This is a genomic window from Azospirillaceae bacterium (genome assembly GCA_028283825.1).
Taxonomy (GTDB): domain Bacteria; phylum Pseudomonadota; class Alphaproteobacteria; order Azospirillales; family Azospirillaceae; genus Nitrospirillum.
Map to the genome: position 1 here is coordinate 1,496,190 of JAPWJW010000003.1, position 26,363 is coordinate 1,522,552.

26 protein-coding genes, 1 tRNA gene, 3 pseudogenes and 1 other annotated feature are annotated in these 26,363 nt (G+C 62.9%); of the genes and pseudogenes, 14 read left to right on the top strand and 16 right to left on the bottom strand.

What is annotated here, in order from left to right; translation table 11 throughout:
- The first annotated feature begins 49 nt into the window (after nt 1–49).
- Nucleotides 50–1,387 (top strand): annotated as a pseudogene (eat, locus tag PW843_18705) (ethanolamine permease).
- A 659-nt stretch (nt 1,388–2,046) separates the two neighbouring features.
- The gene (locus PW843_18710) at nt 2,047–2,646 is read left to right on the top strand and encodes a YitT family protein (protein ID MDE1148618.1); all 600 of its coding nucleotides are present in this window, start codon (nt 2,047–2,049) and stop codon (nt 2,644–2,646) included.
- Nucleotides 2,647–2,804: 158 nt separating this feature from the next.
- On the opposite strand, the gene PW843_18715 is transcribed toward PW843_18710, so the two are convergent.
- From PW843_18715 to PW843_18725, 3 genes are all read right to left on the bottom strand, one after another.
- Nucleotides 2,805–3,359 (bottom strand): GNAT family protein, encoded by a 555-nt coding sequence (locus tag PW843_18715; GenBank protein ID MDE1148619.1) that lies wholly within the window; start codon nt 3,357–3,359, stop codon nt 2,805–2,807.
- A 46-nt stretch (nt 3,360–3,405) separates the two neighbouring features.
- Nucleotides 3,406–3,639: a hypothetical protein gene (locus PW843_18720; protein ID MDE1148620.1), complete on the bottom strand. Its 234-nt coding sequence runs from the start codon at nt 3,637–3,639 to the stop codon at nt 3,406–3,408.
- A gap of 126 nt (nt 3,640–3,765) precedes the next feature.
- The gene (locus tag PW843_18725; GenBank protein MDE1148621.1) at nt 3,766–4,707 is read right to left on the bottom strand and encodes a S1/P1 nuclease; all 942 of its coding nucleotides are present in this window, start codon (nt 4,705–4,707) and stop codon (nt 3,766–3,768) included.
- Nucleotides 4,708–5,067: 360 nt separating this feature from the next.
- On the opposite strand from PW843_18725, the gene PW843_18730 reads away from it, so the two are divergent.
- The 4 genes from PW843_18730 to PW843_18745 all read left to right on the top strand — a co-directional run bounded on the left by PW843_18730 (nt 5,068) and on the right by PW843_18745 (nt 9,830).
- On the top strand, nt 5,068–6,186 hold the full coding sequence (locus tag PW843_18730; protein ID MDE1148622.1) for a site-specific integrase: 1,119 nt from the start codon (nt 5,068–5,070) through the stop codon (nt 6,184–6,186).
- Between the two features lie 15 nt (nt 6,187–6,201).
- A protein-coding gene (locus PW843_18735) for an IS3 family transposase (GenBank protein MDE1148623.1) occupies nt 6,202–7,430 on the top strand; the annotation gives its coding sequence in 2 pieces (ribosomal slippage) (nt 6,202–6,490 and nt 6,490–7,430; 1,230 coding nt in all).
- Nucleotides 6,483–6,599 (top strand) — a sequence feature (AL1L pseudoknot). (Overlaps the previous gene by 117 nt.)
- Nucleotides 7,431–7,696: 266 nt before the next feature.
- Nucleotides 7,697–9,007 carry a radical SAM protein gene (locus PW843_18740; GenBank protein ID MDE1148624.1) on the top strand — a complete coding sequence of 437 codons (1,311 nt, stop codon included), beginning with the start codon at nt 7,697–7,699 and terminating at the stop codon, nt 9,005–9,007.
- A 43-nt stretch (nt 9,008–9,050) separates the two neighbouring features.
- Nucleotides 9,051–9,830 (top strand): hypothetical protein, encoded by a 780-nt coding sequence (locus tag PW843_18745; protein MDE1148625.1) that lies wholly within the window; start codon nt 9,051–9,053, stop codon nt 9,828–9,830.
- On the opposite strand, the gene PW843_18750 is transcribed toward PW843_18745, so the two are convergent.
- From PW843_18750 to PW843_18775, 6 genes are all read right to left on the bottom strand, one after another.
- A complete protein-coding gene (locus PW843_18750) occupies nt 9,793–10,104 on the bottom strand; it encodes a hypothetical protein (GenBank protein MDE1148626.1) in 312 nt (103 codons plus the stop codon). The two genes, PW843_18745 and PW843_18750, sit on opposite strands and share 38 nt — an antisense overlap.
- A gap of 171 nt (nt 10,105–10,275) precedes the next feature.
- Nucleotides 10,276–10,602 (bottom strand): contact-dependent growth inhibition system immunity protein, encoded by a 327-nt coding sequence (locus tag PW843_18755; protein MDE1148627.1) that lies wholly within the window; start codon nt 10,600–10,602, stop codon nt 10,276–10,278.
- A gap of 7 nt (nt 10,603–10,609) precedes the next feature.
- Entirely contained in the window at nt 10,610–11,506 is an 897-nt protein-coding gene (locus tag PW843_18760) for a hypothetical protein (protein ID MDE1148628.1), read from the bottom strand.
- 233 nt (nt 11,507–11,739) lie between these two features.
- Nucleotides 11,740–12,144, bottom strand: coding sequence for a hypothetical protein (locus PW843_18765; GenBank protein ID MDE1148629.1), 405 nt, complete (start codon nt 12,142–12,144; stop codon nt 11,740–11,742).
- A 9-nt stretch (nt 12,145–12,153) separates the two neighbouring features.
- Nucleotides 12,154–13,431 (bottom strand): ParB/RepB/Spo0J family partition protein, encoded by a 1,278-nt coding sequence (locus tag PW843_18770; protein ID MDE1148630.1) that lies wholly within the window; start codon nt 13,429–13,431, stop codon nt 12,154–12,156.
- A gap of 43 nt (nt 13,432–13,474) precedes the next feature.
- The gene (locus PW843_18775; protein MDE1148631.1) at nt 13,475–14,365 is read right to left on the bottom strand and encodes a zincin-like metallopeptidase domain-containing protein; all 891 of its coding nucleotides are present in this window, start codon (nt 14,363–14,365) and stop codon (nt 13,475–13,477) included.
- A 368-nt stretch (nt 14,366–14,733) separates the two neighbouring features.
- On the opposite strand from PW843_18775, the gene PW843_18780 reads away from it, so the two are divergent.
- Nucleotides 14,734–15,147 carry a hypothetical protein gene (locus tag PW843_18780; protein ID MDE1148632.1) on the top strand — a complete coding sequence of 138 codons (414 nt, stop codon included), beginning with the start codon at nt 14,734–14,736 and terminating at the stop codon, nt 15,145–15,147.
- Nucleotides 15,148–15,308: 161 nt separating this feature from the next.
- On the opposite strand, the gene PW843_18785 is transcribed toward PW843_18780, so the two are convergent.
- The 3 genes from PW843_18785 to PW843_18795 form a co-directional block, all read right to left on the bottom strand.
- On the bottom strand, nt 15,309–15,929 hold the full coding sequence (locus PW843_18785; protein MDE1148633.1) for a hypothetical protein: 621 nt from the start codon (nt 15,927–15,929) through the stop codon (nt 15,309–15,311).
- A 279-nt stretch (nt 15,930–16,208) separates the two neighbouring features.
- Nucleotides 16,209–16,293 (bottom strand) — tRNA-Leu (locus PW843_18790).
- A gap of 40 nt (nt 16,294–16,333) precedes the next feature.
- Nucleotides 16,334–16,750 (bottom strand): hypothetical protein, encoded by a 417-nt coding sequence (locus PW843_18795; GenBank protein MDE1148634.1) that lies wholly within the window; start codon nt 16,748–16,750, stop codon nt 16,334–16,336.
- A 440-nt stretch (nt 16,751–17,190) separates the two neighbouring features.
- Here PW843_18795 and istA point away from each other — a divergent pair, with 440 nt between their 5' ends.
- Both istA and PW843_18805 read left to right on the top strand, forming a co-directional pair.
- On the top strand, nt 17,191–18,690 hold the full coding sequence (gene istA / locus PW843_18800) for an IS21 family transposase (GenBank protein ID MDE1148635.1): 1,500 nt from the start codon (nt 17,191–17,193) through the stop codon (nt 18,688–18,690).
- Nucleotides 18,690–19,010 (top strand): annotated as a pseudogene (locus PW843_18805) (ATP-binding protein). Before istA ends, PW843_18805 begins: the two are co-directional and overlap by 1 nt.
- A gap of 31 nt (nt 19,011–19,041) precedes the next feature.
- Here PW843_18805 and PW843_18810 read toward each other — a convergent pair.
- Both PW843_18810 and PW843_18815 read right to left on the bottom strand, forming a co-directional pair.
- Complete coding sequence (locus PW843_18810; protein MDE1148636.1) at nt 19,042–21,090, bottom strand: recombinase family protein; 2,049 nt, start codon at nt 21,088–21,090, stop codon at nt 19,042–19,044.
- The gene (locus tag PW843_18815) at nt 21,071–21,232 is read right to left on the bottom strand and encodes a hypothetical protein (GenBank protein ID MDE1148637.1); all 162 of its coding nucleotides are present in this window, start codon (nt 21,230–21,232) and stop codon (nt 21,071–21,073) included. The genes PW843_18810 and PW843_18815 overlap by 20 nt, the downstream gene beginning before the upstream one ends.
- 318 nt (nt 21,233–21,550) lie before the next feature.
- Here PW843_18815 and PW843_18820 point away from each other — a divergent pair.
- Nucleotides 21,551–21,961 (top strand): annotated as a pseudogene (locus PW843_18820) (ATP-binding protein).
- Nucleotides 21,962–22,138: 177 nt separating this feature from the next.
- Here the strand turns inward: PW843_18820 and PW843_18825 are convergent.
- A complete protein-coding gene (locus tag PW843_18825; GenBank protein ID MDE1148638.1) occupies nt 22,139–22,414 on the bottom strand; it encodes a hypothetical protein in 276 nt (91 codons plus the stop codon).
- 373 nt (nt 22,415–22,787) lie between these two features.
- On the opposite strand from PW843_18825, the gene PW843_18830 reads away from it, so the two are divergent.
- The 3 genes from PW843_18830 to PW843_18840 are packed head-to-tail and all read left to right on the top strand — an operon-like array spanning nt 22,788 to nt 24,513.
- Complete coding sequence (locus tag PW843_18830; protein ID MDE1148639.1) at nt 22,788–23,375, top strand: DedA family protein; 588 nt, start codon at nt 22,788–22,790, stop codon at nt 23,373–23,375.
- 30 nt (nt 23,376–23,405) lie between these two features.
- Complete coding sequence (locus PW843_18835) at nt 23,406–23,930, top strand: disulfide bond formation protein B (protein ID MDE1148640.1); 525 nt, start codon at nt 23,406–23,408, stop codon at nt 23,928–23,930.
- 10 nt (nt 23,931–23,940) lie between these two features.
- Nucleotides 23,941–24,513 carry a demethoxyubiquinone hydroxylase family protein gene (locus tag PW843_18840; GenBank protein MDE1148641.1) on the top strand — a complete coding sequence of 191 codons (573 nt, stop codon included), beginning with the start codon at nt 23,941–23,943 and terminating at the stop codon, nt 24,511–24,513.
- A gap of 164 nt (nt 24,514–24,677) precedes the next feature.
- On the opposite strand, the gene PW843_18845 is transcribed toward PW843_18840, so the two are convergent.
- The gene (locus PW843_18845; GenBank protein ID MDE1148642.1) at nt 24,678–25,241 is read right to left on the bottom strand and encodes an HNH endonuclease; all 564 of its coding nucleotides are present in this window, start codon (nt 25,239–25,241) and stop codon (nt 24,678–24,680) included.
- A gap of 243 nt (nt 25,242–25,484) precedes the next feature.
- Between PW843_18845 and gluQRS the strand changes: the two genes are divergently transcribed.
- The gene (gene gluQRS / locus PW843_18850; GenBank protein MDE1148643.1) at nt 25,485–26,360 is read left to right on the top strand and encodes a tRNA glutamyl-Q(34) synthetase GluQRS; all 876 of its coding nucleotides are present in this window, start codon (nt 25,485–25,487) and stop codon (nt 26,358–26,360) included.
- Nucleotides 26,361–26,363 lie beyond the last annotated feature (3 nt).

Genomic DNA, 26,363 nt, shown 5'->3' on the forward strand with positions numbered 1-26,363 from the left:
TCGCAGGCATACTGGCGGCTTGGGGACGGGCTGACGGGGTGATGGGGACATGGCGGAAGGGCTGACCAAAAGCCTGGGCGGGCTGCATCTGTGGGGCATCGCCGTCGGCCTGGTGATCTCGGGCGAGTATTTCGGGTGGAGCTACGGCTGGGCCCAGGCGGGCACCCTGGGGTTCCTGGCCACCACCGTGCTGGTGGCGGTGCTGTACACCACCTTCATCTTCAGCTTCACGGAGCTGACCACCGCCATTCCGCATGCCGGCGGGCCCTTCGCCTACAGCCACCGCGCCTTCGGGCCGCTGGGCGGCTTCATCGCCGGCACCGCGACGCTGATCGAGTTCGTCTTCGCCCCGCCAGCCATAGCGCTGGCCATCGGCGCCTATCTCAACGTCCAGTTCCCCGGGCTGTCCCCCAAGATCGCCGCCGTCGGCGCCTATGTCGTGTTCATGGGCCTGAACATCGCCGGCGTCACCATCGCCGCCACGTTCGAACTGTGCGTCACCCTGCTGGCCATCGGCGAACTGCTGGTGTTCATGGGCGTGGTGTCGCCGGGCTTCACCTGGGGCCACTTCACCGCCCACGGCTGGGCTGGCGACGGCCCCTTGGCCGCGACATCCCTGGGCGGCATCTTCGCCGCCATCCCCTTCGCCATCTGGTTCTTCCTGGCGATCGAGGGGGCGGCCATGGCGGCGGAGGAGGCCAAGGACCCCGCCCGCACCATCCCCCGCGCCTATATCGCCGGCATCCTGACCCTGGTGGCGCTGGCCTTCGGCACCATGGTGCTGGCCGGCGGGGTGGGCGACTGGCGCGATCTGGCCAACATCAACGATCCCCTGCCCCAGGCCATGAAGGCGGTGGTGGGGTCGGACAGCGGCTGGCTGCACATGCTGGTGTGGATCGGGCTGTTCGGCCTGGTGGCCAGTTTCCACGGCATCATCATGGGGTATTCCCGCCAGATCTTCGCCCTGGCCCGCGCCGGCTTCCTGCCCGTGGCCTTGAGCCGCCTGCACCCGCGCCGCCGCACGCCGCACTGGGCCATCCTGGCCGGCGGGGCGGTCGGCATCGCCGCCATCTTCTCCGACGACGTGCTGGCCTTCGGCGGCCAGCCGCTGACCGCCAACATCGTCACGCTGTCGGTGTTCGGCGCCATCGTCATGTACATCATCAGCATGGCCAGCCTGTTCCGCCTGCGCCGGCTGGCGCCGGGCCTGGACCGCCCCTTCCTGGCACCGGGATACCCGCTGGTGCCGGCCATCGCCCTGGGCCTGGCCGTCCTGTGCCTGGTCGCCATGGTCTATTACAACCTGCTGGTCTTCGGCGTGTTCGTCGCCCTGTTCGCGGCGGCGTGGGCGTATTACCGCCTGACCGCCCACCAGCGGGATGAGGCGCCGGTGGCCGAGGTGGTGACGGAAACGGCCGTTCTGAACAACAAACGGCCCAGACCTGAGGTCCGGGCCGTTTTCGAATTCCGTACAGGGCAAAACCGACCTCAGCGCACCAGCATGCTGTTGGTGATGCCGGGCAGGTGCTCCTCCAAATCGGGGCGGCCCAGGCGGCCGGCCATCTCGGCGCGGATTACCTTCAGGCGTTCCAGGTACTGTTCGGCCTCATCGCCGGCGGTGTCGTTCAGGATCAGGCTGTCGCTGCTCCACCGCTCGATCAGCGGGTCGAGATCGGCGATGCGTTCCTGCAGGATACGGGTGTACGCGGCGTTCTGGCTCATGACTTCCTCCGGCGTTGATACCCTTCAAGGCTTTCAAAAACAGGGCGGATCGGCAACAGGGCATTGGTTAATGCCCCTAAGCCGAAAGCCCGTAAGCGACAATGCGCCCTATGCGGTCCGACTAGGTTGCCTCGGCTAGGTCCCAATTATGGACCCAACCCAGATCCGCAGTATGGACAAGGCGCGGGGCACACCTATGAAATAAAGTCGTTTCGCACTGCACAATAATAAATTTATGCTGATAACAGCGGATTTCAAATACGGCGGCGAATTATGCGATCACAAAATCAAATCCACCACAGATTGCATGAAGACTTCGCCGCCATGTTCATCGGTACATTGTTTGTCTCGCTGGGCACCACGCTGTATGCGAAGTCGACGTTGCTGGTGGGCAGTGTCGCTGGTGCGGCGCTGCTTTTGCAATATGTGACCGGCACGGGGTTCTGGCTGATCTTCTTCGTGCTGAACCTGCCCTTCTATGTCCTGGCGTGGAAACGCATGGGCTGGCGCTTCACCATGCGCACCTTCATCGCCGTTTGCCTGGTGACGGTGGAAACGCGGCTGACACCCGGCTGGATGGATTTCGCCGTGCTGAATCCCATCTATGCGGCCTTGGCCGGCGGCGGCCTGATCGGCACCGGGCTGCTGATCCTGTTCCGCCACCGCATCGGCATCGGCGGCATCAACATCCTGGCCCTGTATCTTCAGGAACGGTTCGGCCTACGCGCCGGCTATGTCCAACTGGGCCTGGACGCCATAATCATGACGGCGGCGTGCTTCGTGCTGACGCCGGACCGGCTGGCCCTGTCGGTGATGGGCGCCTTCATCGCCAACATGATCGTGGCCATCAACCACCGCGGCGACCGCTATCTGGCGCTCAGCAGCGACCTGGCCCGCCGCGAAAGGCCGCCGGCCGCGGCCTAACAGGGTGCGGAAAAAGGCTTGTGCGTGGCGAGCGACGGGAAAATTCGGTCAGATTAGGAAAAGCCGAGGCGAGATAGCGGCGCTATCTAACGAGGGTTTGACGCGAGATGACCGAAAGTTTCCCGAGCGCAGCAGCACAATGATTTTTCCGCACCCTGCTAAAGGCCGGCCGCGTCCGTACGGGCGAAGATACAGGTGTCCTGCGGCTGGCCGGCGGCGTTCAGGCGCTCATGGCGCAACCGCCCCTCCAGGACGAAGCCCAGCCGCCGGGCCACCGCCACGCTGGCCCCGTTCGCCACATCGGTCCAGATCGCGACCCGGCGGGCAGCCAGCACTTCAAAGGCGGCGCGCGTCAGCGCCCGCGCGGCGGCGGTGGCGTGCCCCCGGCCCAGGGCCGACGTCCGGACCCAGTATCCCAGCTGAAAGGTGCGCGCCGGCCAGTCGATATGTTCCAGCGCGCAACCGCCCAGCACCGCGTCATCGGCGCTGATCAGGGCATATTGCAGGCGGGTTCGCCCATCGAACGCGGCCGACCATTGCGCGATGCGCGCCCGGACCAGATCCACCGACCCGTCCATGTCACCGATGCCCACCCAGCGCCGCAGGGCGGGCCGGCTCTCCTCCAGCGCGCCCCACAGGGACGGCGCATCGTCAGGATGAAAGGGCCGCAAGGAAAACCCGTCGGCCTGGATCAGCAATGGAGGTTCGGTCATGCCTTATCTTACGCCGGCTGCATGGGCGCCGCCGCCATTCCGGCCCTCAGCGCGCCATCAGGCCGTCGGCCACCCGGGGCAGGCGGGCATCCAGGTCCGGCCGGCCCATGCGGCCCACCATTTCCGACCGTATGGCCCGCAAGCGCTCCACGAATTCCGCCGCCTCGTCCCGGGCCATGCCGCTCAGGATGAAATGGCCACTGGTCCAACGGGCGATCAGGGGATCGAGATCGGCGATATGTTCTCTTAAAACAAGAGCGTAGGTGCTGTTCTGGTCCATGAAAACCTCCCACCTTGGATCTCCATGGAAATCCCGGGGAGGTTTTCAGGCAACTGAGCAATAGTATTGGGTGGCGTTATTGACATGGGTCAAGTATTTGGACCCATTCCAATGTTAGCGCCACCATCAAGAGTGCGCCGTCCCTTTGCCGCCCAGCACCTGGTTCAACAGCCAGGCCAGGCGCACGCCGGCCATTTCCAGGCGCATGCGGGCCAGCGGCCACGCCGACGTCTCATAACCGCCCGCCAGGCCTTCCTTGCCGTCCGATTCCGGCGCCGGCAGGAAGCCATAGACCACGTCACGGGCCAGGCCGTGGCTTTCCTCGCCCCAGGCCTGGACGTCCTGGTCCAGTCCGCCCAGCCCAGCCTTCAGCGGCGTGTGCGGCGCCCAGGCCTTGGCGTCGGCGAGCGAGATGCCCTGTTCCAGCGTGCCGGCGGCCGCCTTGGCCTGGGCCAGGTCGATGGAATAGTCCTTGTTGACGCTGAGGCCCAGCTTGCGATCGACGATGCCCTCATCCCACAGGGAATGCAGGTTCAGGCGGCCGTTCCGGTCCTCGCCGAAATAGCGGACCTTGACGTCGTTGCCGCCCTTGTCGTGGTCGCGCTCGCTGGCATGCAGGGGCTGATGCAGGTCACCCACCAGGTGCACCACCCATTTCAGCGCAGCCAGGCGGGCCTCGGGCGTGGCGTGGGCGTCGGCCAGGATGCGGGCCTGTTCCGGCAGACGGGCGATGACGCAATTGTCGCCGGCGCAGTCGCGCGCGGCGTCATAGCCCGGCGCCTCCACCGGCACATCGACATAGTGCCAGGGCAGGGTCTTGGGCAGGCCGCCCTTGTCCTCCGGAATGTGGCCCACGGTGTCCGGCCAGGACGCCACCTCATCCAGGGTGTGATGGCCTTCCAGGGCCAGCAGCTGTTCCACCACCGCCTTGGCCTTCGGGCTCAGCCGATCCTGCGCGATGTCGCCGACGATGGCGTGCCCGTTGGGGCCCCAGGCCAGGGCCGGGCCGGCGCTCAGGACGGTGGCGGACAGGAAGGCGGCGGCAAGCAGGCGGCGCGTGGCGGTCATCTGGGGTTCCCGGTCTGGCTGAAGAGCGCCCAAGGTAACCGGCGAACGTTGCGCTGTCATGTCAGAGAAGTTGACCGCATGGTCAAAAAAAATGGCCCGCAAAGGGGCCACTTTTCAAACTGATGCGGAATTTGGTGCCCCCGGTCGGACTCGAACCAACACGACCTTGCGGCCAACAGATTTTGAGTCTCGTCCAACAGAATTTTCCCGGATTGGGGGAATTTTCCGCCCATATGTCATTGCCTTGATTTAACACGCATTATAGGCTTTCCCAGTTTTCCGATAACGGGGCGAAAACCCCTGGATTGCCGCTACGGTGAGTCCTGGGTGAGTCCAAAACCGTGAGTCCTGGGGGTTTTGATGCAGGCGAAAATCACCAAAAAACTGGTCGACCAGATGCAGCCCGGACCGACCGATATCCTGGTGTTCGACACCCTCCTGAAGGGCTTCATCCTGAAAGTCACGCCGCTGGGCGCCAAGACATACCTGGTGCGCTATCGCATGGGCGGCCGGGCCACTCCCCTGCGCAAATACACCATCGGGCGCCACGGCTCCCCCTGGACGCCGGACAGCGCCCGTACGGAGGCGGAGAAGCTGCTGGCCAAGGTGCGGCAGGGCACCGACCCGGCGGTGGAGAAAAAGGAACGCCTGGCCCAGGGCTTCACGGTCACCGAACTGGCGGACCGCTACCTCTCCCAGCACGTCGATATGAAGAACAAGGCGACCACGCAGAAGGAGTTCCGGCGCCTCGTCGAAACGATCATCAAGCCCGAGCTGGGCACCCGCGCGACGGCATCCATCACCCGGGGCGACATCTCCGCCCTGCACCACCGGCTAAGGGCGACGCCCCGCCAAGCCAACCACGTCCTGTCCGTGCTGTCCAAGATGTTCAGCCTATCGGAGGTGTGGGGCTTCCGCCCCGACAACACCAACCCGTGCCGGCTGATCGAGCGCTATCGGGAAACCGCCCGCGAGCGCTTCCTGTCCGACGACGAAGTGGTGGAGGTGGGCAAGGCGGTGGCCGCCGCGGAACATGACCGGACGGCGCACGACTCGGTCCTGAACGCCATTCGCCTTCTGCTTCTGACCGGCTGCCGCGTGGGTGAGCTTCTGGCCTTGCGCTGGACAGACATCGACCTGGAGGCGGCCCTCCTCCTCATCCGCGATGCCAAGGCCGGCGCCCGGGCCCACCCCATCGGCGCCGTCGCGGTAGCCTTCCTGACGGAGATGGGGCGGACATCGCCATGGGTACTGCCCGGCATCCAGGACGCCAACAAGCCGCTGGCGGCGAACTCGCTGAGCCACACCTGGGGCCGCATCCGCACCAAGGCCAAGCTGGAGGACGTCCGCCTGCACGACCTCCGCCACACCGTCGGGACCTACGCCGGCCAGACGGGTGCCAACGCCTTCCTGGTACGCGACAAGCTGGGACACAAGACCCTGAACCGCGCCGGGATTGTCGGAGGCTTTCACTCCTGAGAGACTGAAGCCACGATGAGCAAGACGACGAACAAGTTTTCCCCCGAAGTTCGTGCCCGCGCGGTGCGGCTGGTGTTGGATCACGAGAAGGATCATCCGTCCCGTTGGGCGGCGGTGATGTCGATCGCGGCGAAGATCGGCTGTTCCGGACAGACGCTGAACGAATGGGTGAAGAAGGCCGAGGTTGAAGCAGGCACGCGGGCCGGTGTTCCCAGCGATGTCGCGGAACGGCTGAAGGCGCTGGAACGGGAGAACCGGGAACTGCGCCAAGCGAATGACATCCTGCGCAAGGCGAGCGCGTATTTTGCGGCGGCGGAGCTCGACCGCCGGTTCAAGCCATGATTGCCTTCATCGATGAGCATCGGGGTGCGCACGGGGTCGAGCCGATCTGCCAGGTGTTGCCGATCGCCCCGTCGACCTATCACCGGCATGCGTCGCGGCGTTCCAACCCGGACCGCCTGCCGGCGCGGGCCAAGCGGGACACACGGTTGAAGGTCGCAATACGGCGGGTGTTCGACGAGAACTTCGCCGTCTATGGCGTGCGCAAGGTCTGGCACCAGCTCAAGCGGGAGGGCCAAGCCATCGCGCGTTGCACGGTCGCCCGGCTGATGCGGGACCTGGGCCTGCGAGGTGTGATCCGGGGCAAGCCGGTGAGGACGACGGTGAGCGACAAGGCGGCACCCTGTCCGCTGGACCATGTCAATCGGCAATTCCATGCGCCCCGGCCGAACATGCTGTGGCTGTCGGACTTCACCTACGTTGCCACCTGGCAGGGCTTCGTCTACGTGGCCTTCGTCATCGACGCCTACGCCCGGCGCATCGTCGGCTGGCGGGTATCGCGGACGGCCCATGCCGCCTTCGTGCTCGACGCACTGGAGCAAGCCCTGCATGAACGGCAACCGGCCAAGCACGGCGGCCTGGTTCATCATTCGGACAGGGGCGTTCAATACGTCAGCATCAAGTACACCGAGCGCCTGGCGGACGCCGGGATCGAGCCCTCGGTCGGCAGTGTCGGCGACAGCTACGACAACGCCCTGGCGGAAACCATCAACGGCCTCTACAAGGCCGAGGTGATCCACCGGCGTGGGCCATGGCGATCCTTCGAGGCCGTCGAATACGCCACCCTGGAATGGGTCGATTGGTTCAACCACCGGCGGATCCTGGGCCCCATCGGCAACATCCCACCCGCCGAAGCTGAGGCTCGCTTCCACGCCATGACGGACACCCCGGCGATGGCCGCCTGACTCAAACCAAACGGCCTCCGACAATCCCGGCGCGGTTCATGGCTTCGCCATAGAATGGCCAAGAGCATCACACCCGGCGCACAACTATGGCCTGTGAGCATGGATAAAAACCCTTGCCGGGTTACGCTCACAGTGGGACAATACGGAGAACTAGAATATTTACTTTACGTTACCGTCGCCGTCAATCAGTCCGATAGCCGGGCGGCACCAAGCAAGGTTTCTGGCGCTGCCCATCGCCATCACCGCTTCTAGGATCGCTTGGTGCCATGTCTAAGCAGCAGTCGCCCTTCGCCGTCTTTTTCGCTCTACGCAATGCGTTGGAGCATAATCCGGCGACCGTCTACAAGGCGGTCTACCTGGGTGAGATGGTCGATGCCGTTCGGCGTTTCGGTTGGGGCGTCGAGTGCCATGATCTTGATGTCGATACCCCAAGCCTCACGAAATATATTGAAGTTTTCCTCAAATCACCGAGCCTAATTTTAATTTGGTGCGACGTACATCAGGCACGACTTGCCAAACAAATCGCAGAACTAGCAAAGAAAGTTTCGCCCGAAACTCCCGTATTAGTCTACGGCAGAGCGACGGCTTTTATGCCTCAATATTTTGAGCGGCCTCCATTTGATGCCATTCATGTGAGCGGCGACCGCGAGGCTGCCATCATTGATTATATTGAGACAATAGGAACTTCCCGCCCGCCAGCCGGATGGTCAATATTCTCCCCAGAAGAAAAGCGTTATGTGCGCCATCAAGGGCAGCGACTTGCACCTGCCAACTGGCCAGTGCCAAGCCTCGTTGATCTTCCATTAGATAAGTACGCGGAATTTACGCGGAACACCCATGGAAAAGATTATCGGACACGGTTAGCAATAACCGTGTCCAAAGGATGCGACTTTGGCTGTGCGTATTGTGGCGCCCCTCAGGAAGAGGGAGCCATAGACAGGCGCCGCCCTATAAGTCATGTCTTCAAATGGATTGACGAATCTGGCTTTAAAAAGCGCAGCGAAACTCTTCACCTATTTGCATCGACACTTTTTGCCAATCGCACCTGGATGAGGGATTTCTGCAACGAATATATTCGGCGCGGCGATACCTTCACCTGGCGTGGCGTAACGACGATCAAATCTCTGCTCAATGAAGAGATCATTCATCTTGCAGGAAAGGCTCGCTGTATTGAGTTGGCGGTAGGCATTGAAACACTCTCGCGTTCCCACGACAGAACGGCAAAATCATCGATCTCAGAGCTTGAATCTGTCATTAAGATGGCACGTAATAGCGGCATCCGCCTAAAGGGCTTGGTGATGCTAGGGTATCCTGGACAAAATGAGGACGATGTCCTTCGTCTCGAGGAGTTTGCTCAAGAATGGGGCATTATGCTTCGCTACACTGGATATACCCCGCTACATCAGCTTCGCTCTAAAACAGCGGTGGAATTGGATGCCATCACCATTGAGTCTTATGATCGGCGAACTTATTTTGACGCTGAGGCAACTGATCTTTCAGCCGATTTCTTCTTTGAAAGAATTGTACGGAATGGGGGATATTATGTTCCATCCGACATGAATGCGCTCTCTGTGTAAGAATCTGCAAAAAGGTAGGACAACTACATGATTGGCCCAAGACATGAACGAAAATACGGATGAGCGATTAGATTGCCCCGAAGATCCATCTTTATACATAATATGGTACCGCGCTCGCGCAAAAGCATTTGGTCATGATTTTGCTGTATCGAGAATAGAAAAAGAAGAAAGAACGGAATATAGAAAAGAAATGCGTTATGCCATTTCTGGGATAGGTGTTCTAGTGGCCGGCCTCTCAATATCAGATGTCGGAATCTCTGATTCTCTTGGAAAGTTACTGTCCGATTTATTTCATTTAGAATTCGAAAAATATGTTGGAGAAACACTTTCTTTTTTATCGAAATTTTTCATCGCCGCGTCGGCATTAATTTCCGTGTACTCCTTATATCTCTCAGTAATGTCTAAGAGGTCGACGCTAATATCATCACAAGATCGCCACAGGACAATGAACTCTTTGTGCCTATCAATCGCTCAGAAAACAAGACAGCCGGAATCTGGACTATTTGACGAAGAATACAAGAAGCATCTGGTTCACTTTTTAAATGACCAACTCAGAGATATTCTAACCATCGGAGAATCCCCGGCAGACTGCGATTACGCACGTGCTCATAATATGATGGCTAAAATTATGAGAGAAAAGACAACAGGGGTTGCGCAAACATTCACACCAAATGTACAGGGGAAACACCCTGATATTCCGCCAAATGATCCCTCCCCCGCCCAGGCCGGGAACGAAAATTCAGAATGCCATAAGAAGAATCAAAATAAAAGCATTCTTGGATTAGCTATCTCTCGCTTTCGCAAGATTTTCGAACGCCATTAAAATGGTTACGGGCCAATCTCTTTAATCCAGGGTCAATTCTTCCTAATGCACCACGAAGTACGTCTCCCCACATTATGTAATTCCCATCATGGTCTTTAGATGGCTCCACCCCTAAAACCCTGAAAGATAATTCAGGCATAGAATTAACCGTTTCAAGGAAACGCTTCTCATCAGAATTCGCCTGATCAACACATTTTTTTATTTTTTCATGATCTGCGCGAGCAAGCGCTTCTGCCGGAGCCATTGATTCGGGTACGCTCTTTTTATCACCCATACACATCTCCATTATGGAATAATCTATCTCACATTATTCAAATATTTGCAATTGATATATTATATCATAAATTCGCATTGAGATTGGCCGAAGCTAATTGGATATTAGCCGCAAGCTCCTGCCTGTCCCAACTTGATATCGCCCAACCCGAATGGACCAGCAGCCCCAGCGCTAAACGTGCTGGCCGTTATGTTCGAGGGCACCGGCGAGTAGCCCGTCCAGCCATAGCAGGTAGTCGTGCGCCGTGGTTCCCGGCAAGCGGGCCCAGTCGCCGCGCACAAACACTTCCATCGCCGCATCAAGGTTGCCGGGGAACGTGACGAGGAACCGCGCGATATCCTCGCGGGCGGCCTGAATCACCTCCGGCACAGAATCCTCAATGAAGGCGTATACCGAGTCCTCAAGCTCCGGGCCGTTGATCGTGTAGTCCTGATTCAGGTAGGCCCGGATGAGCTGGTACAGTTCCGGAAAATCCTGCTCCGTCGCGTGCTCCATCATGCTTCCCTCAGATGGATGGATAGGCGGTGAGAATATAGTACGTCTTGCTGGTCCCGGCAGGCGTCACGCGCCGCAGCACCACCAGCACTTCGCTGGTGCGGGTCATCACGCCGCTGGCGCGGGGAATGACCCACCCCACCGTCTGGCCCGCCTGATGCGTGAAGGCAAGTTTGCCCTTCGTGCCCGCCGCCGCCCACTGCTGTATCCGCTGGCTGTTGGCCTGCACCGCCTGACTGATGAACTTCTCCGCCTCGAACCGCGTGGTGAAGGTGCCGGCGGCCGGGATACCCGGCTCGTCGATCAGCCGCTGGCGCAGGTAGCGTTCGTCCTTGCTGATATGCTTGAGGATGGTGTGCCCGCCGGCGGCATCCTCGACGGCGAGGTTAAACCAGCCGTTACGGATGGAGATGATGCGCAGGGCCGCCCATTTGGCGGCGATGCCAAGCGGCACGGCGATTTCCACCGCCACGCCTACCTTGTCCGCCGACTCCGGCGATAGGCCAAGGCTTTCGGCGGCGGCCCGCACGGCGCGATAGCTCAGCGTGTTGTGGGGATTGCCGGTCCACAGGTCATGCAGGCCGGTGTTCACGTTGTCGGCCCCATCGAAGGCCAGCACCACGCCGCCGACCTTGGTCGCCATGGTGGGCTCGGGGGTGATGAGCAGCGCGCCCGCCGCGACGAACTCAATGGCACCGCCCACGATCTCCAGCGCCCCGAAGGCGCGGGTCATGAACCGGCCGGTGTCCGTCTCGGTCGCCTCGATGGACATGCCCTTGAGGATGGCCGCAAGCTGCACCGGGGAGAGGATGATGGACAGGCCGCTTTCCTTCTCCTGATCGTCGGCCAGGTCATAGGGGGCAGCGGACCACCACTGAGCGCCTTGCACCGTCTGTGCCTGTTGCATCCACCCCTCCATGTGCTGCCGTCCGGCCATGCAGCGAGGTTGGTGGTGCGGTGCATTTCTTCAACGTAGGGGAAGGCAGTACGCCAAAGGGGGAAGCGCGCTCCCCGTATCGGCCAGTGGTCCGCATGCGCACAGGCGGGCGGGGCCGCGTGCCTTGGCACCGGCGGCGCGGGCCGGATACGCAAACCGCCCCCGCCCCGTAAGGGCGGAGGCGGTGCCGTACGTGCCGTCCCTCACGCCGCCATGGCCTCGACCTGCAGCACCTCCGGCGAGCGCAACGGCACGGGCAACCAGCCGGTGGGGGCCATCGCCCCGGCAACCCGGCGCACGGCATCGGCCTTCTTCATGGCGCTGAGATTGCCGCAGGCTGCGACCACCCCGGCCTCCTGTGCCGCCTGCGCAAGCTGGGCACGGGAGAGACGGGCATAGAACCCATCGGCACCGGGCGCCCAATGGGCCGCCATATCGAGGGACAGGGCGCGGGCAAGCCGGTCAGCATGGGCAAGCTGGCTGCGTTCCTGTCCGCCATGCTGCACGGCATCGACGGTGCTGGCGGCAAGGTAGGCCAGCAGGTCAAGCAACACCTCCTGCGGCTGGGCTACGCACCAGCCGAACAGGTCGGCGGCATCGCCGGGCAAGCGGTCGCCTCAGCGTTCACCTTCCGCCTCCATGGCGGCATGGGCCGGGCACTCGCCCGGTGCCTTGGCATGGCGGGCGAGGTTGGCGCTCTGGCTGCGGATAGCGAGGCAGGTGCCGCGCTCCTGTCCGTAGCAAAGCGGCAGGGCCAGCGCATGCACCGTGGCGGCCAAGGCAACGGCGGGGTTACGGGCCAGCTCCAAACGCAGCGCGGCGGTGCGGTGGGCGGTCAGCTCCGCCACCAGCGTTGCCGGAAGGTCGGTGTTGGCGGGGCGGGCACCGGCGGGCTTGGTGTCGGCGGACGCGTCGTCGGGATGCACCAGCCCGCGTTCCACCCGCAAGCTGCCGTCATGTTCCAGCCGCACCCGTGCCCCCGCCCGCGCCTTGTCCTCGGCGGCGTAGGCCATCCCTTCCCCATCGGCCTGCGGATAGACGCGGCTATAGCGCGTGCTGTAGTCCGGCTCGATCTCGGGAATGACCCATTTCCAGCCTTCGGCCTGCACGGCGGTGACGGTATCGGCCATGGCCACAGCGGCAAGGCGCAGCACCAGCGCCCGGTCGGCCATGTAGCCTTCGTCCTCGGCGTCGAACAGGTCGCGGATGATGACGCCGCCCGCCGCCTCGTAAGCGGCAACGCCGACCAGCACGGCCAGCTTGTCAGTGAGCGGCACGGCCTCGTAGGTCAGGGCCTGTTTGAGGAGGTGGGGGGAACGGTTCCAGTCCGGCAGGTTTTCCCACGCCTGTTCCTGCGCGGCATGGTCATCGCTGATGGCGAGCGCTTCCATATGGGCAAGGGTCAGCTCGCCCTTGCGGAAGCGGGCCCGCAGCGCCGGGGACACCCGCGCCAGTTTCAGGCGCTGGCGCACGATGGCGGGGCTGGTGCCGAAGCGGGCGGCGATGTCGTCAATGGTCATGCCCTTGCCCTCGGCCAGTTCGAGGAAGGCACGGCATGCGTCATCCGGATGCATGGCGTTGCGCATGACGTTTTCGGCGAGGCTGATTTCGGTGGGGTCGTCGTTGTCGCCCAGCACATGGCAGGGAATGGGGGCGTCCAGTGCCAGCCGCTTCCGCTTGGCCAGCCATTTGAGGGCGGCGAGGCGGCGCGCGCCCGCCACCACTTCATAGCGCCCGCTGGGGGCCTGCCGGACATTGAGGTTCTGGCGCAGCCCGTGGGCGGCGATGGATGCGGCCAATTCTTTGATGCCGTCCATGCGCCCGGTACGCCGCGCATTGGCGGCGGAGGGCACCAGATCGTTGAGGGGGATGGGGGTGATAATGAGGGTCGTCATGGTCAAACTCCTTAAAAAGTGAGGTTAAAAAAAACGGGGGAGGTCAGGCGGCCACGGCCTGCGACTGGCGCGCATGCATCCAGTCGGCGGCGGCCTGTGCTTTGGCGGCGGCGGTGAAGATGGCGCGCGGATCGCCCCGCAACACCGTGAGCCATGACGCGATGTAGGCGGCGTGGTCGGGCCGGGGTTCCGGCGTCAGCGCGAGGTCGCTGCACAGGAAGGCAGCCCCCAGCTCAGCCACCAGTTCCTCGGCGGCGTAGCTCTCGGAACCGAAGCGGCCCTTGAGGTCACGGGCACACCGGCTGGCATGGGCGGTCCAGTGGGTCGCCTCATGGGCCAAGGTGGCATAGTAGGCCACGGCATCGCGGAAGACGGCGAAGGGCGGCAGGTGGATTTCGTCGCGGCTGGGGATGTAGCAGGCGCGGGGGCCGCCTTTCCGGATGGTCGCGCCAAGGGCGGCAAAGAACTGCTCGGCATGGGCGATGCGTTCGGCCTGCGGCAGGACCGGCATCGCCGGCGCTTCCCACCCCTCCACCTGCGCGGCGTTGAACACGCTGTAGGCGCGGGCGAACACGCGGGCGTGGGGCTGGCCTTCTTCCTCAGCCTGACTGCCCACATCGTCGGCGCCGGTGTCGCTCACCTTCCAGAACACGACGGTGGAGGACTTCTCACCCTTGCGAACCTGCGCGCCGCGTTCCTGCCACTGCTTGTAGGTACCCCACACCGGGGAGCCGAAGCCGGTGGCATGCGCCGCCACCCACAAGGCCACAGTGTTGATGCCGCGATAGGGCTTGCTGCTGGCCACGTTCACGGGTCGGGCAAGGTCGCCCTGACTGTGCCACGGCATCCGGCAATCCCCGGCCCCCGCCTCGATGGCGGCAATGATGCTGTCAGTGACCCGGCTATAGACGTTCTGGCGGTGATCGGCGGTCATGGTTCCTTCTCCCTTTGGAATTGAGGTGCGCAGCGCTGCTGCTGCACCTCTGCCGCGTGGCGAACGCGGGGTTGGGAGGGGGAGAAGGGAAATCGATGTGGGTGGTGCGGGCGCAGCCGCAGGCGAGCCTCGGCCACGTCGATTTTGCTTCGGGGGAGAGAAGGGGCAGCGTCCCCGCACTCCCCCCTGAGTCCGCGTCTGCGGACGGCATGACTGCATCAGGGATGGAAGCCGCATGGCCGAAACCGCCCTGGGCGGGTTCGGTTCACGACAGCCCGACCCGCCCGCATGGGCGGGGGGTGCCGCTTGCTCCTAAAGGTTGTGAGTGTTACTGACGGTAAAGTCTTGCAAGTGCCCGAGGTATAAACATGCCATTAGAAATTAAAGACTGGATATCGGCCGCCGCCATATTTGCTTCGGCCATTGTGGCATCTGTTGGCTGGGTAATGGCGGCACGAAAAGATAGAAAACATCACATATTTCAGAAAAGACTGGAGCGACGCTTGTCCATGCTGGATGATGTCATCCAAGCTGTCGTGCCTCTTATGAACTATCGGGTTCCTTTTGAGCAGGACAAGGACTTGCCGGAAAAATTGGCCAAAGCACGGCTTTCTGTTCAACTATATGGCTACATGGCGGAGCGAACAAGATACGAAGCACTTGTAGAAGCTCTTGAGAGCGCTGACTGGCCAAAGACAAAAGATGCCCTCAACGAACTTGTGCCGATTATTCGCCGCAATCTACGGGAAGAAATGGGCTATAGTTACAGCGATTTTGAGTGAAAGCGCTTAGGCATAAAAAGGCAGGCCAAGCCTACCCGGATGCCGGGCCAAGCCCGGCAAAGGCGCACTACCAAGCGGCACGTCACCAGCCGTCTGGTAACGACTGGAAAGAGGATGGTGCGAACAGACAGGCCTCATACCCACATTCCCGTCCTCCTACCCTAGGGGGCTCTATGCCCCAAAGCGATGGCCTTCTTTTTTTGGCTTGCCGACAACGCATGCCAGAAGAAATGAACCCGCGATGTTTCCATCTTTCTCAGATCGGCGACGTATTTTCCCTTACTGAGATTTATCTTGAAGAATGATGGGTTATGATCGATGCGATTCTTTTGCAGTCGCCAAAAAACTACGAACGCAAAATTCGGCGTAAGCTTCTTATTCAACTCATAATAATGAAGAGCATTGGTAAGTATATCCGAATCTTCCGCTTCAGCCAGCTTACGAAGCGCCCTAATACAAGCCTCCTGTCGCATCTGCGTTGTCAGCTTGTCGAGCTTTCTCTTTGCCTCTTCCGGCGACAGACGCCTATCCTCCTCAAAAACAGAAACATCAAACTGTAAAATGCAATGAGAGCCAGCCCAAAGAGTATTTTTTGTAAATAAATTGGCAATCTCGAAGTGATACCGAATTTGTTCTTTATCGCATAGCCCACAGGTTTCTACGGGCTCTTCATGGTCATGAACAGACTCAGTGAAATACCACTCCTCAAAAGCTTTCGGCAAAGTATCTGCAACGGATAGAGGGAGAATATTTTCTCTTACCCGCAGCGAATAAGTGTCCATCGGAACTCTCCGTTCAGTGAGCGAAACAGATTACTCTGTAACGCTTTCATTTATGGAGTCAGGCAGCAACCTTAAAGTGCGAAGCCGGAAAGTAGTTTAGGATATAGAGCGATCAGATCAAATTTGGAAAACGCCCTTCGGCGGGAAAAGGCGGGCCAAGCCCGCAGAAGGGTGCACCGCCAAGCGGTGCACCTCAACGCCCGCACAAGGCGGGCTCAAAGGCTTGAATGGGCGAGCCCTTCGGCTTCCCAAAACCCATTCAAGCTTAAATTTAGAAGGTGGTGCGGGCGGTCGGAATCGAACCGACACTCCTTTCGGAACCGGATTTTGAGTCCGGCGCGTCTACCAGTTCCACCACGCCCGCGCGCCCCCCTTCTAGCCTACCAATTCGGAAACTGGAAGCCTTAATTCGGCGCGGCATCTTGGGTGTCGGCCGGTGCCTTTGCCGTCCGTCTGGGTCGGGAACGCCGCACGTTGATGGCAGCGGCGTTGAGGGTATTCTTGAGATGCGCCGCGTAGTGCTTCTCGATCATCTCCACCGACGTGCGGCAGTTTTTGGCGATCTGGTAGATGTCCGCCCCGTCCATCAGGCGGAAGCAGATGTAGGTGTGACGTAAGCTGTACGCGGTACGGATGTTGCCGTCCCGGTCATGCTTGAGCCCTTCATCATCAAGGATCGTATTGAGCAAGTCCCGGCAACTGCCGGGGAATATCAGGTCGGTCGGTGCGGGTGGTTTGCCACGGCGGCTCTCGTCCTCGACTCGAAGATTTCGGCCGATGGCCTCCGGCCTCGGGCGTGCCTTCAAACGCTCGAAAGGCACAACGGCCGCAGGGGTGGATTTGCAAAAGCCGACCCCCCGTTTCCCACGCACCTCGATTTCAAGAATGGTCTTGCCGCTGTCGTGATCCTTGTAAATGGCGAAGTGATTTTCCCCAGAAGTGGCGACTTAAAAATCCCCAGATGGTTTGTTTGGCTAATTGATTGGGTGGGTGTCGGCGGGCCTCACTTTCGGCGGTCTTCCACGTTTTCGGATGGCTTGGAGCGGCGCGGTGTCGGGTCTTCGCCGCACGTTCTCGGGGATGAGGTCGGCATGCTGGCGTAGCCTGTAGCTGGCGCCTTCGATCTGCACGACGATGGCGTGGTGGATGTGAATCGGCGTGGAATAAGGACCCCGTATGAGGGGTGATCGGCGTCCAATCGGGACCCCTTTTGTGCGGGTCCATACTGGCTCCCATGGCAATGGCGGGAGCCTTGATTGGGATGCTGATAGTGGAGACGATCGCGAAGATCCGGCGCGCCTACTTTGTTCAGCAGAAGCCGATCAAGGCGATCTGCCGTGAACTGGGTTTGTCGCGGAAGGTAGTCCGCAAGGTGCTTCGTTCGGAGGCGACGGAGTTCCGGTACGAGCGAACGGCGCAGCCCCAGCCGAAGATCGGCCCGTGGCGTGATCGGCTGGACGCGCTGCTGTTGGCCAACGAGACCAAGGCGGCGCGTGAGCGGCTGACGCTGGTGCGGATTTACGAGGAACTGCGGGGTGCCGGGTACGACGGCAGCTATGACGCCGTGCGGCGCTACGCCCGTTCCTGGCAGAAGGCGCGGGGGGCGTCGCAGGCGGCGGCCTACGTGCCGTTGAGCTTCGCGCCGGGGGAGGCCTACCAGTTCGACTGGAGCCACGAGGTGGTGCTGATCGGCGGGGTGACGGTCACGGTGAAGGTGGCGCATGTCCGGCTGTGCCACAGCCGGATGCTGTTCGCGCGCGCATATCCGCGCGAGACGCAGGAGATGGTGTTCGACGCCCACGACCGGGCGTTCGCCTTCTTCAAGGGCACGTGCACGCGCGGGATCTACGACAACATGAAGACGGCGGTGGAGACGATCTTCGTGGGCAAGGAGCGAGCCTACAACCGGCGCTTCCAGCAGATGTGCAGCCATTACCTGGTGGAGCCGGTGGCCTGCACCCCGGCGGCGGGATGGGAGAAGGGCCAGGTTGAGAACCAGGTGGGCCTGGTGCGGGAACGGTTCTTCACGCCGCGCCTGCGGGTGGCGAGCTACGAGGAACTGAACGGCTGGCTGCTGGACCAGTGCGTCGCCTACGCCAGGGCGCACCGGCATCCCGAGCAGCGGGACCGCACCGTCTGGGAGATGTTCGAGGCGGAGCGACCCAGCCTGGTGGGCTACGTGGGGCGGTTCGATGGCTTCCACGCCACCCCGGCGTCGGTGTCCAAGACCTGCCTGGTGCGGTTCGACCACAACAAGTACTCGGTGGCGGCCAAGGCGGTGGGGCGCCCGGTGGAGGTGCGGGCCTATGCCGACCGGATCGAACTGCGCCAGGACGGCCAGGTGGTGGGGACGCACGCGCGTTGCTTCGGCCGCGACCGCACCGTCTACGATCCCTGGCACTATGTGCCGGTGCTGGCGCGCAAGCCGGGGGCCCTGCGCAACGGCGCGCCCTTCAAGGATTGGGTGCTGCCCACGGCGCTGGACCGGGTGCGGCGCAAGCTGGCGGGCAGCGACGATGGCGACCGGCAGATGGTCGACATCCTGACGGCGGTGCTGAGCGACGGCCTCCCGGCGGTGGAGGCGGCCTGTGCCGAGGCGCTGCGCGAGAACGTCCATTCCGCCGCCGTCATCCTCAACATCTTGGCCCGGCGGCGGGAAGCGGCGGCGCCGGCGCCCATTCAAACGCCCGAGACGCTGCGGTTGCACCAAGCCCCCATGGCCGATTGCGCCCGGTACGACACCTTGGGGAGGGTACAGTGATGGAGCGCCCGGAAATCCTGGCCGCCATGGCCGAGCTGAAGCTCTACGGCATGAAGGCGGCGTATGACGAGATCATCACCACGGCCGTCAAGCGCCAGCACGAACCCCAGCGCATCGTCGGCGACCTGCTGGGTGCAGAGATCAGCGAGAAGCAGGCTCGTTCCATCCGCTACCAGATCACCCTGGCCAAGCTGCCCCTGGCCAAGGACGTCGATGACTTCGCGTTCGAGGGCACACCCATCAACCAGACCCTGGTCCGTGACCTGGCGGGCGGCGACTTCCTGGCCCATCAGCGTAACGTCGTCCTGGTCGGCGGAACCGCTCTCGCGTCATGATGCCCACCTCGCTACGTTATTGGAAATCAAAGGTCTTCTGATCCGGATTTTTTGTTACCGGACGGTAAGCCGGATTGAGCCCGGATAGCTGGGCTTCAGGAATCGCCCAAGGCGCTCCCTTACACGCCTGGTTTGCCTGGATGGCACCACCGGCGATCAGACGCAACACCGTCATCTTGCTGACCTGTAGGCGTGTGGCCGCTTCCTCCAAGGTCAGTTCCCCTCGTTCAGCGATCTCGCCCTCCCTGTAGACGGCTATGCCATGGGCGCTGCGGAAGCTGCGCACCCGCGCTTCGGTCCAACTATTACCCTTGCCGGTACGTTTACCGGCCCGGTTCAGGATCGCGGCGATACCCCCGTCCGGCTGCTGCCGTGCCAGGGTCCGAATGAGGTCACCGGTGTCGGCGTCGGTTCGCCAACGGTGTTTGCCGGTTTGGTTCTTCGGCACGGTCAGACTGGTGTGATCGCCTCCCTGCCAGTGAATGGTGAGGTGGATCGTGTCGGCGGCGACCCTCGCGACAATCTCGATGATGACCGTGCGCAGGATACGCTTGCGCGTCTCCGCCGTCGCGCCAGCATGATGCCAGAGCGTATGGATGTCGGCGCCCAGCGCCATCAGGCGGGCACGGTCCTGGGCCTTGAAACTGGCCCGTGGGTTGGCGTCAAACGCCCCTATGCGTTCCTCCAGCCGGTGGACCTCTACCAGCCGGTCATTCCACCGACGCTCAAGCTCGGCCGCCACGAGACGGTTGCCGGGATCAACCGCATCATACTGGCGGCGTGCCAACTCGGCCTCATAGCGGGCCTGGGTCAAAGCGAGTTCCGTCTGTCGGCGCGCCTCGGACCCCTCGGCCTCGCGGGCTTCGATCGCCTGCAAGGCCGCCTCGATGCCCAATGGGGCCAGAAACCTGAGGACCTCTGTCGCAACGGCACCATCGACCCGCAAGCCGCCAAACGAGATGCAGCGTTCGCTTCCATGATTGATGTGTGCGCCACGGCAGTTGTAACGCACACAATAGCCGCCCGTGCCGCTGTAGGAGACGTGCAGTCGTCGACCACAGTGCCCGCAGCGCAGCAGCCCAGCCAACAGCGCGTCACCGCGGCGCACCGAACCGCGGGCCATAAGCCCTTTGCCGTTGGCGTTATCGGCGATCAGTGCCTGGTTCCTTCCGAACTCCGCCCACGAGATGTAGCCCTCGTGATGCTCGGGGATCAACACCTCCCATTCCGACTGGGCGCGACGGAAGCCGCGCACGACATGTTTGCGCCCATCCCGCACGCTGACCCGGCTGCCGGTCCGACCAAACACGTAGGCGCCGCCATAGACGGGATTGGTCAGCAGATGGTGGATGGTGTTGTAGACAGGCAGCTTCCACGCGATGCGGGGGCCGTCGGCGGTCTGTTCGACAGCCGGTAGCCTGATCTGCTCCTGACGAAGCCAGAGGTGGACCTGCCGGATACTCTGGAACTCGGCGAACTTGCGAAACACCAAGGCGAGCGCCTCGCGCACCCGTTGGTCCGGATTCAGGGCGATCCGGTCATGGCGGGTTTTGACGTAGCCGACCGCCACGGTCAAAAACAGCTCGCCCCGGCGGGCCTTCTGCCGCAGAGCTTCCAGCGATCGCTGGCGCAGGATGGAAAGCTCCATCTCGCTCATGGTGCCCTTCATGCCCAAGACGAGACGGTCGTTCGGAAGCCGCGCGTCGTAGACCCCGTCCTCGTCCGCCAGCAGGCAGTCAACGAGGCCGCAGAACTCCAACAGCGTGTGCCAGTCCCGGCCGTTGCGGGCGAGCCGCGACGCTTCGATCGCCAGGACAATGCCGACCCGCCCTTCGCAGATCGCCCCCAGCAGCCGCTCGAACCCGGGACGCGCGATGCCACCACCTGATCGCCCGAGGTCATCGTCAATCACCACCACATCCGTCCAACCGAGTTGGCGGGCACGATCCGCCAGTCCGTATTGGCGCCGTCGGCTCTCATGGTTGTGCAGGAGCTGGTCGGCACTGGATTGACGGACGTAGATGTAGGCGCGACGGGCCAGGTGGTCAGGGGTGATCTTGTTCATCGTTCCCCTCCAGCGTCACGGCCTCGCTCGCCAGGACTTCCAGCAAAAGTTGTTCCAGAAGCGGCAAGACTCGGCGCGCAACCTCCTGCGGAAGAGCTGCCAGTGGCCGGGTCGCCGTGAACAGATCCGTCTGCACCATCATTCCGCGATGCCTCATGCCGCCCTCCGTTGCGTCGTTCACACAGCAACGATAGGGCCGCGTCAGCGGTCAGACGCAGAGCCTGCAATACCTCCATGGGAAAGCGGGGAGCGTCACGGATGGCGGCGTCACGGGCTGCAGGGGCGGTCATCCATTCCGGCACATGGGTCAGCGTGCCGTCCGGTTGCTCGACCACCAGCATGACGCTACCGCCAAGGCAATGGCGCCGGATGATGCCTACGCGTTCACCGCATCGCGGATGAAACGGATAATGGATCGTCGCGTCCTGCCCCTGATATCGGGCAGTATGCCGCTGCCTCGACTGGCACCGGCAAGAGCCACCTGGCCATCGCCATCGCGCGTGCCTGCATCCGGGGCGGCAGGCGCGGCCGCTTCTTCAACGTCGTCGACCTGGTCAACAAGCTGGAGGCCGAGAGCCGCCTGGGGCGCCAGGGGCGGTTGGCCGATCACCTCAGCCGCCTGGACTTCATCATCCTGGACGAACTGGGCTACCTGCCGTTCCCCCAGGCGGGTGGCCAGCTCCTGTTCCACCTCATCAGCCGCCTCTATGAACAGACCTCGGTCATCGTCACCACCAACCTCGCCTTCGGCGAATGGCCGTCCGTCTTCGGCGACGCCAAGATGACCACCGCCCTGCTCGACCGCCTGACCCATCACTGCGAGATCGTCGAGACCGGCAACGAGAGCTGGCGCTTCAAGAACCGCGCCTGACCGCCCTCCCATCACCGCCCCCCGCCCCGGACCCCACCCCCGCGGGTTCCCCCGGTGGGCGCACAGGCACCTCCCGTCCCCTCCGCTCCGCGCATCGCCGGAGGCGCTGCGCTCCGGGGACAGGGCCCTCCTATGCGCTACCGGGACAACCCGATTGCCAGCACATCACTGGGGTCCCTATTGGGCGCCGATACGGGGTCCCGTTACGCTGCCGATTGACACTGGGGCGGCTTCGCTGCCCTCGACCTTGATGGCATTGGTGCCTTTGCGCAGGGAGGCCCGCAGCTCGAAATACCAGTCCTCCGCGATTTCCTTCGCGTGGGAGAGGCTTTCTTCCTTCGTGCTGCGCCGATGGTTTTTTCCGTTGAGGAATGCCGAGCACTGCCAATGGCGGCTTTCACCTCGTTGATAGAGGTGAACCTTGCCTTCAAGGATCGTGTGTTGCTCAGCCATGGTGCACCCCACTCACAACCGCCTTGGACGCGATTTTGTGTAAGTGATGTGTAAGTGTACCGTAGGTTGTTTTAGAAATCGTTAACGCCGTAAGACGCTGATTTTGTTCAGCTATTTTCAGCGTTTTGGTAGTGGCGAAAATATTTTGAGTCTGCCGCGTCTACCATTTCGCCACGGAGGCACCGGGCGCTTTCAGCGTGCGGGGGATCATAGCGATAGAAAGCCGGGGGTCAAGCGCCACATCGCACCCGGGAGTCACCGCGTTGACACGCACGCGGCCTCGGGGCGCGGTTGCGGGCGGGGGGCGCACCTGATAGACGGGTAGCGCCCGGCCCCGCCCTGTAAGCGGGGGCCCCGCTGTCGGAGACGCCCGTTGCTTAAAAGCCTTTATGACTGGACCCTGCGCCTTTCCGGGCACCGCCATGCCGTATGGGCCCTGGCCGCCGTCTCCTTCATCGAAAGCTCGGTCTTCCCCATTCCGCCGGACCTGCTGCTGATCCCGCTGGTGCTGGCGGATCGGCGCAAGGCCTTTTGGTACGCCACCGTCTGCACCGTCGCCTCGGTCCTGGGCGGCTTCCTGGGCTACGCCATCGGCTTCTACCTGTGGGACACCATCGGTCACCGCATCATCGAGGCCTATGGCCTGATCGATGCCTATAACGGTTTCAAGGCCGACTTCGACCGGTACGGGGCGGAGATCATCATCCTGAAAGGGATGACGCCCATCCCCTACAAGCTGGTGACCATCGCCAGCGGCGCCTTCAAGTTCGATCTTCTGACCTTCGCCGGTGCCTCGATCATTTCCCGCGCCCTGCGCTTCTTCCTTGTTGCCGCACTGCTCTGGAAATTCGGCGAGCCTATCCGCACATTCGTGGAGAAGCGCCTGACGCTGGTCACCACCCTGTTTTTGGTGTTGCTGGTCGGCGGCTTCATCCTGGTGAAATACGTGCACCTGCACTGACGCCATCCATCCGAAGGTCCCCACGCCCCGATGACCGCCGTCCCCAGCGCCCCCGTCACCCCGTCCGCCGCTCAGACCTTCCTGGCCCATTCGCGCCTGCCGCAGGCGGCACTGGCCCTGGCATCGGCCGGCGCGCTGGCCATGGCGCTGCTGTCGCAATATGTCGGCGGCCTGCACCCGTGCGAGTTCTGCATGTGGCAGCGCTGGGCCTATGTCGCGGCCCTGATCGCGCTGGTGCCCGCCATCGTGCTGCCCCGCTACCGCACCCTGGCCCTGGCGCTGGGCGGCCTGGCCTTCCTGGCGGGCGGACTGATCGCCGGTTTCCACACCGGGGTGGAACAGCATTGGTGGGAAGGCTTCACCACCTGCAGCAGTTCAGCGCCCAAACACCTGACGCTGGACCAGATGCGGGAGATGCTGATGGCCGCCCCCCTGGTGCGCTGCGACCAGGCGCAGTGGACCTGGCATGGCATCTCCATGGCCGGGTTCAACACCCCCGCCTCGCTGCTGCTGGCCCTGGTGGCGGTGCTGGCCATCCGTGCCCGTAAGGCTTGAGGACAGACCCATGACGCAGACCACCCCGCAAGCCGAACGCCTGGCCCGCCGCCCCCTGCCGGGCGATTTAGGCACGGAGGCGCAGTTGCGCCGCGTCATCCGCGTGGACCAGGCGGGCGAGTACGGGGCGGCCCGCATCTATGCCGGCCAGTTGTCGGTGCTGGGCAAAACCCCCATCGGCCCCACCATCCGCCACATGGAGGAGCAGGAGCAGGTGCACCTGGACACCTTCAACCAGCTGATGGTGGAACGCCGGGTGCGCCCGACGGCGCTGCAGCCATTGTGGAAGGTGCTGGGCTACGCCCTGGGGGCCGGCACCGCCCTGATGGGCGAGCGCGCGGCCATGGCCTGCACCGTGGCGGTGGAAGAGGTGATCGACGCCCACTACGCCGCCCAGGCCGAACGCCTGGGTCCCGGCGAGGCCGACCTGAAGGCCACCATCGAGAAATTCCGCGCGGAAGAAGTGGAACACCGCGACATCGGCATCGCCAACGAGGCCGAACTGACCACCGGCTATCCCGTGCTGTACACCCTCATCAAAGCCGGCACCCGCGCCGTCATCTGGGTGGCCGAGCGGATCTGAGGCCGGGCCCAAGCCACCCCCGCATCCGCCGGCCCCGGCACCGGCGGAGGAGTGCCACGACGACAAGGCCGCGACCGCGGCCGCCGGACCTTTCCCGGGAACGAAGTGGACTGGAAAGGGAGGATAGCCAAAGGCCCGGACGGGCCTGCCGGCGCCTGAGGAACTCAGAACGGATCCAGTTCCGTGTCCCAGTAGAGAAAATCCCGCCAGCTTTCGTGCAGGAAGTTGGGCGGGAAGGCGCGGCCGTTTTCCTGCAACTGGAAGACCGTGGGCTGAAACGGCGGGCTCAAGGGGATCATGCCGCAGACATGCGGCAACCGATTGCCCTTGGCGAGATTGCAGGCGGAGCAGGAGGTGACGACGTTGTCCCAGGTGGTGCGTCCGCCGCGGGAGCGTGGGATCACGTGGTCGAAGGTCAGTTCCTGGGTGGGGAAAGGCTCACCGCAATACTGACAACAGAAATGGTCGCGCAGGAAAACATTGAAGCGGGTGAAGGCCGGCCTTCGCGTCGCCGGTATGTATTCCTTCAGACTGATGACGCTAGGTATTCGGATTTCCGCCGTGGGTGACCGAACGACGCGGTCGTAAACGGAGATGATGTTCACCCTGTCCAGGAAGACCGCCTTGATGGTGTCTTGCCAGGACCACAGGGACAAGGGGAAGTAACTGAGCGGCCGGAAATCGGCGTTCAGCACCAAGGCCGGACAACTGTCTAGTGGTGGAGACAATACCACCCCCGCGCCGTTCCCGAGAACAGCCGAGGGCCGGACCCTCGGCCAGAAAGCACATTCCTCTTACCTGATTCCAGCCCCTCTCGGCAATCCTCCCTGGCGCGGGGGTATCGCGATTTCACGATAACGTCACACCCCTGGCCACAAGATATGGGGGCAGCATCCGGCACCGCCCCTTTTAATGGGGCCGTTCAGCGGTCGCTATTTCGCGACTCCAGGCCGTCCATGCTATCAGGGGGCATGGACCATGCCGTCACCCGTTTCGCCCCCAGCCCCACCGGCCTGCCCCATCTGGGCCACGCCTATTCCGCCCTGTTCGGCTGGCACGCGGCCCAAAGGGGAAACAGGGCGGCCGGCGGCACCTTCCTGCTGCGCTTCGAGGACATCGACCCCAACCGCTGCCGGCCGGAGTTCGAGGAGGCGTTCATCCGCGATCTCACCTGGCTGGGCCTGTCATGGCCGGAACCGGTCCGCCGCCAGTCGGAACACATGGCCGACTATCGCGCGGCATTGGACCGGCTGGCAGGTCTGGGTGTGATCTATCCCTGCTTCTGTTCGCGCAAGGACATCCAGGAGGAGATCGCGCGGGCCGGCGCGGCGCCACACGGGCCGGAGGGCCCCCTGTACCCCGGAACCTGCCGCCACATGGATGCGGGCCGGCGGGCGGAGATGCTGGCGGCCGGCACCCCGCACGCCTGGCGGCTGGACGCGGCGAAGGCGGCGGATGTTGCCGGCCCGCTGACCTGGACCGACCGCGCGGCCGGCACCATCACGGCGCAGCCCGGCATCCTGGGCGACGTGGTGCTGGCGCGCCGTGACGTCGCCACCAGTTATCACCTGGCGGTGACGGTGGACGACCATCTGCAGGGTGTGACGCTGGTGACCCGGGGTCGCGACCTGATGGAGGCGACGCACATCCATCGCCTGCTGCAGGCCTTGCTGGGCCTGTCCGTCCCCACCTGGCACCACCACCCGCTGCTGACCAATGAACGGGGGGAACGGCTGGCCAAACGCGACGGTGCGGCGGCCCTGGCAACCTTGCGTGAGGCGGGCGTGACCCCGGCTGAGGTCTGCGCCCGCCTGGGCCTGTTCCCACCCGTGATCAAGGCGCCGTGATCG

What these genes read in the sequence shown, in the direction of transcription:
- PW843_18785 (MDE1148633.1), bottom strand. Translation starts at nt 15,929, where the DNA reads ATGGACACTTATTCGCTGCGGGTAAGAGAAAATATTCTCCCTCTATCC.
- PW843_18780 (MDE1148632.1), top strand. Translation starts at nt 14,734, where the DNA reads ATGCCATTAGAAATTAAAGACTGGATATCGGCCGCCGCCATATTTGCT.
- PW843_18720 (MDE1148620.1), bottom strand. Translation starts at nt 3,639, where the DNA reads ATGGACCAGAACAGCACCTACGCTCTTGTTTTAAGAGAACATATCGCC.
- PW843_18775 (MDE1148631.1), bottom strand. Translation starts at nt 14,365, where the DNA reads ATGACCGCCGATCACCGCCAGAACGTCTATAGCCGGGTCACTGACAGC.
- PW843_18745 (MDE1148625.1), top strand. Translation starts at nt 9,051, where the DNA reads ATGAACGAAAATACGGATGAGCGATTAGATTGCCCCGAAGATCCATCT.
- PW843_18760 (MDE1148628.1), bottom strand. Translation starts at nt 11,506, where the DNA reads ATGCAACAGGCACAGACGGTGCAAGGCGCTCAGTGGTGGTCCGCTGCC.
- PW843_18750 (MDE1148626.1), bottom strand. Translation starts at nt 10,104, where the DNA reads ATGGGTGATAAAAAGAGCGTACCCGAATCAATGGCTCCGGCAGAAGCG.
- PW843_18840 (MDE1148641.1), top strand. Translation starts at nt 23,941, where the DNA reads ATGACGCAGACCACCCCGCAAGCCGAACGCCTGGCCCGCCGCCCCCTG.
- PW843_18810 (MDE1148636.1), bottom strand. Translation starts at nt 21,090, where the DNA reads ATGAACAAGATCACCCCTGACCACCTGGCCCGTCGCGCCTACATCTAC.
- PW843_18715 (MDE1148619.1), bottom strand. Translation starts at nt 3,359, where the DNA reads ATGACCGAACCTCCATTGCTGATCCAGGCCGACGGGTTTTCCTTGCGG.
- PW843_18755 (MDE1148627.1), bottom strand. Translation starts at nt 10,602, where the DNA reads ATGATGGAGCACGCGACGGAGCAGGATTTTCCGGAACTGTACCAGCTC.
- PW843_18825 (MDE1148638.1), bottom strand. Translation starts at nt 22,414, where the DNA reads ATGGCTGAGCAACACACGATCCTTGAAGGCAAGGTTCACCTCTATCAA.
- PW843_18835 (MDE1148640.1), top strand. Translation starts at nt 23,406, where the DNA reads ATGACCGCCGTCCCCAGCGCCCCCGTCACCCCGTCCGCCGCTCAGACC.
- PW843_18730 (MDE1148622.1), top strand. Translation starts at nt 5,068, where the DNA reads ATGCAGGCGAAAATCACCAAAAAACTGGTCGACCAGATGCAGCCCGGA.
- PW843_18710 (MDE1148618.1), top strand. Translation starts at nt 2,047, where the DNA reads ATGTTCATCGGTACATTGTTTGTCTCGCTGGGCACCACGCTGTATGCG.
- gluQRS (MDE1148643.1), top strand. Translation starts at nt 25,485, where the DNA reads ATGGACCATGCCGTCACCCGTTTCGCCCCCAGCCCCACCGGCCTGCCC.
- PW843_18725 (MDE1148621.1), bottom strand. Translation starts at nt 4,707, where the DNA reads ATGACCGCCACGCGCCGCCTGCTTGCCGCCGCCTTCCTGTCCGCCACC.
- istA (MDE1148635.1), top strand. Translation starts at nt 17,191, where the DNA reads ATGCTGATAGTGGAGACGATCGCGAAGATCCGGCGCGCCTACTTTGTT.
- PW843_18770 (MDE1148630.1), bottom strand. Translation starts at nt 13,431, where the DNA reads ATGACGACCCTCATTATCACCCCCATCCCCCTCAACGATCTGGTGCCC.
- PW843_18740 (MDE1148624.1), top strand. Translation starts at nt 7,697, where the DNA reads ATGTCTAAGCAGCAGTCGCCCTTCGCCGTCTTTTTCGCTCTACGCAAT.
- PW843_18815 (MDE1148637.1), bottom strand. Translation starts at nt 21,232, where the DNA reads ATGATGGTGCAGACGGATCTGTTCACGGCGACCCGGCCACTGGCAGCT.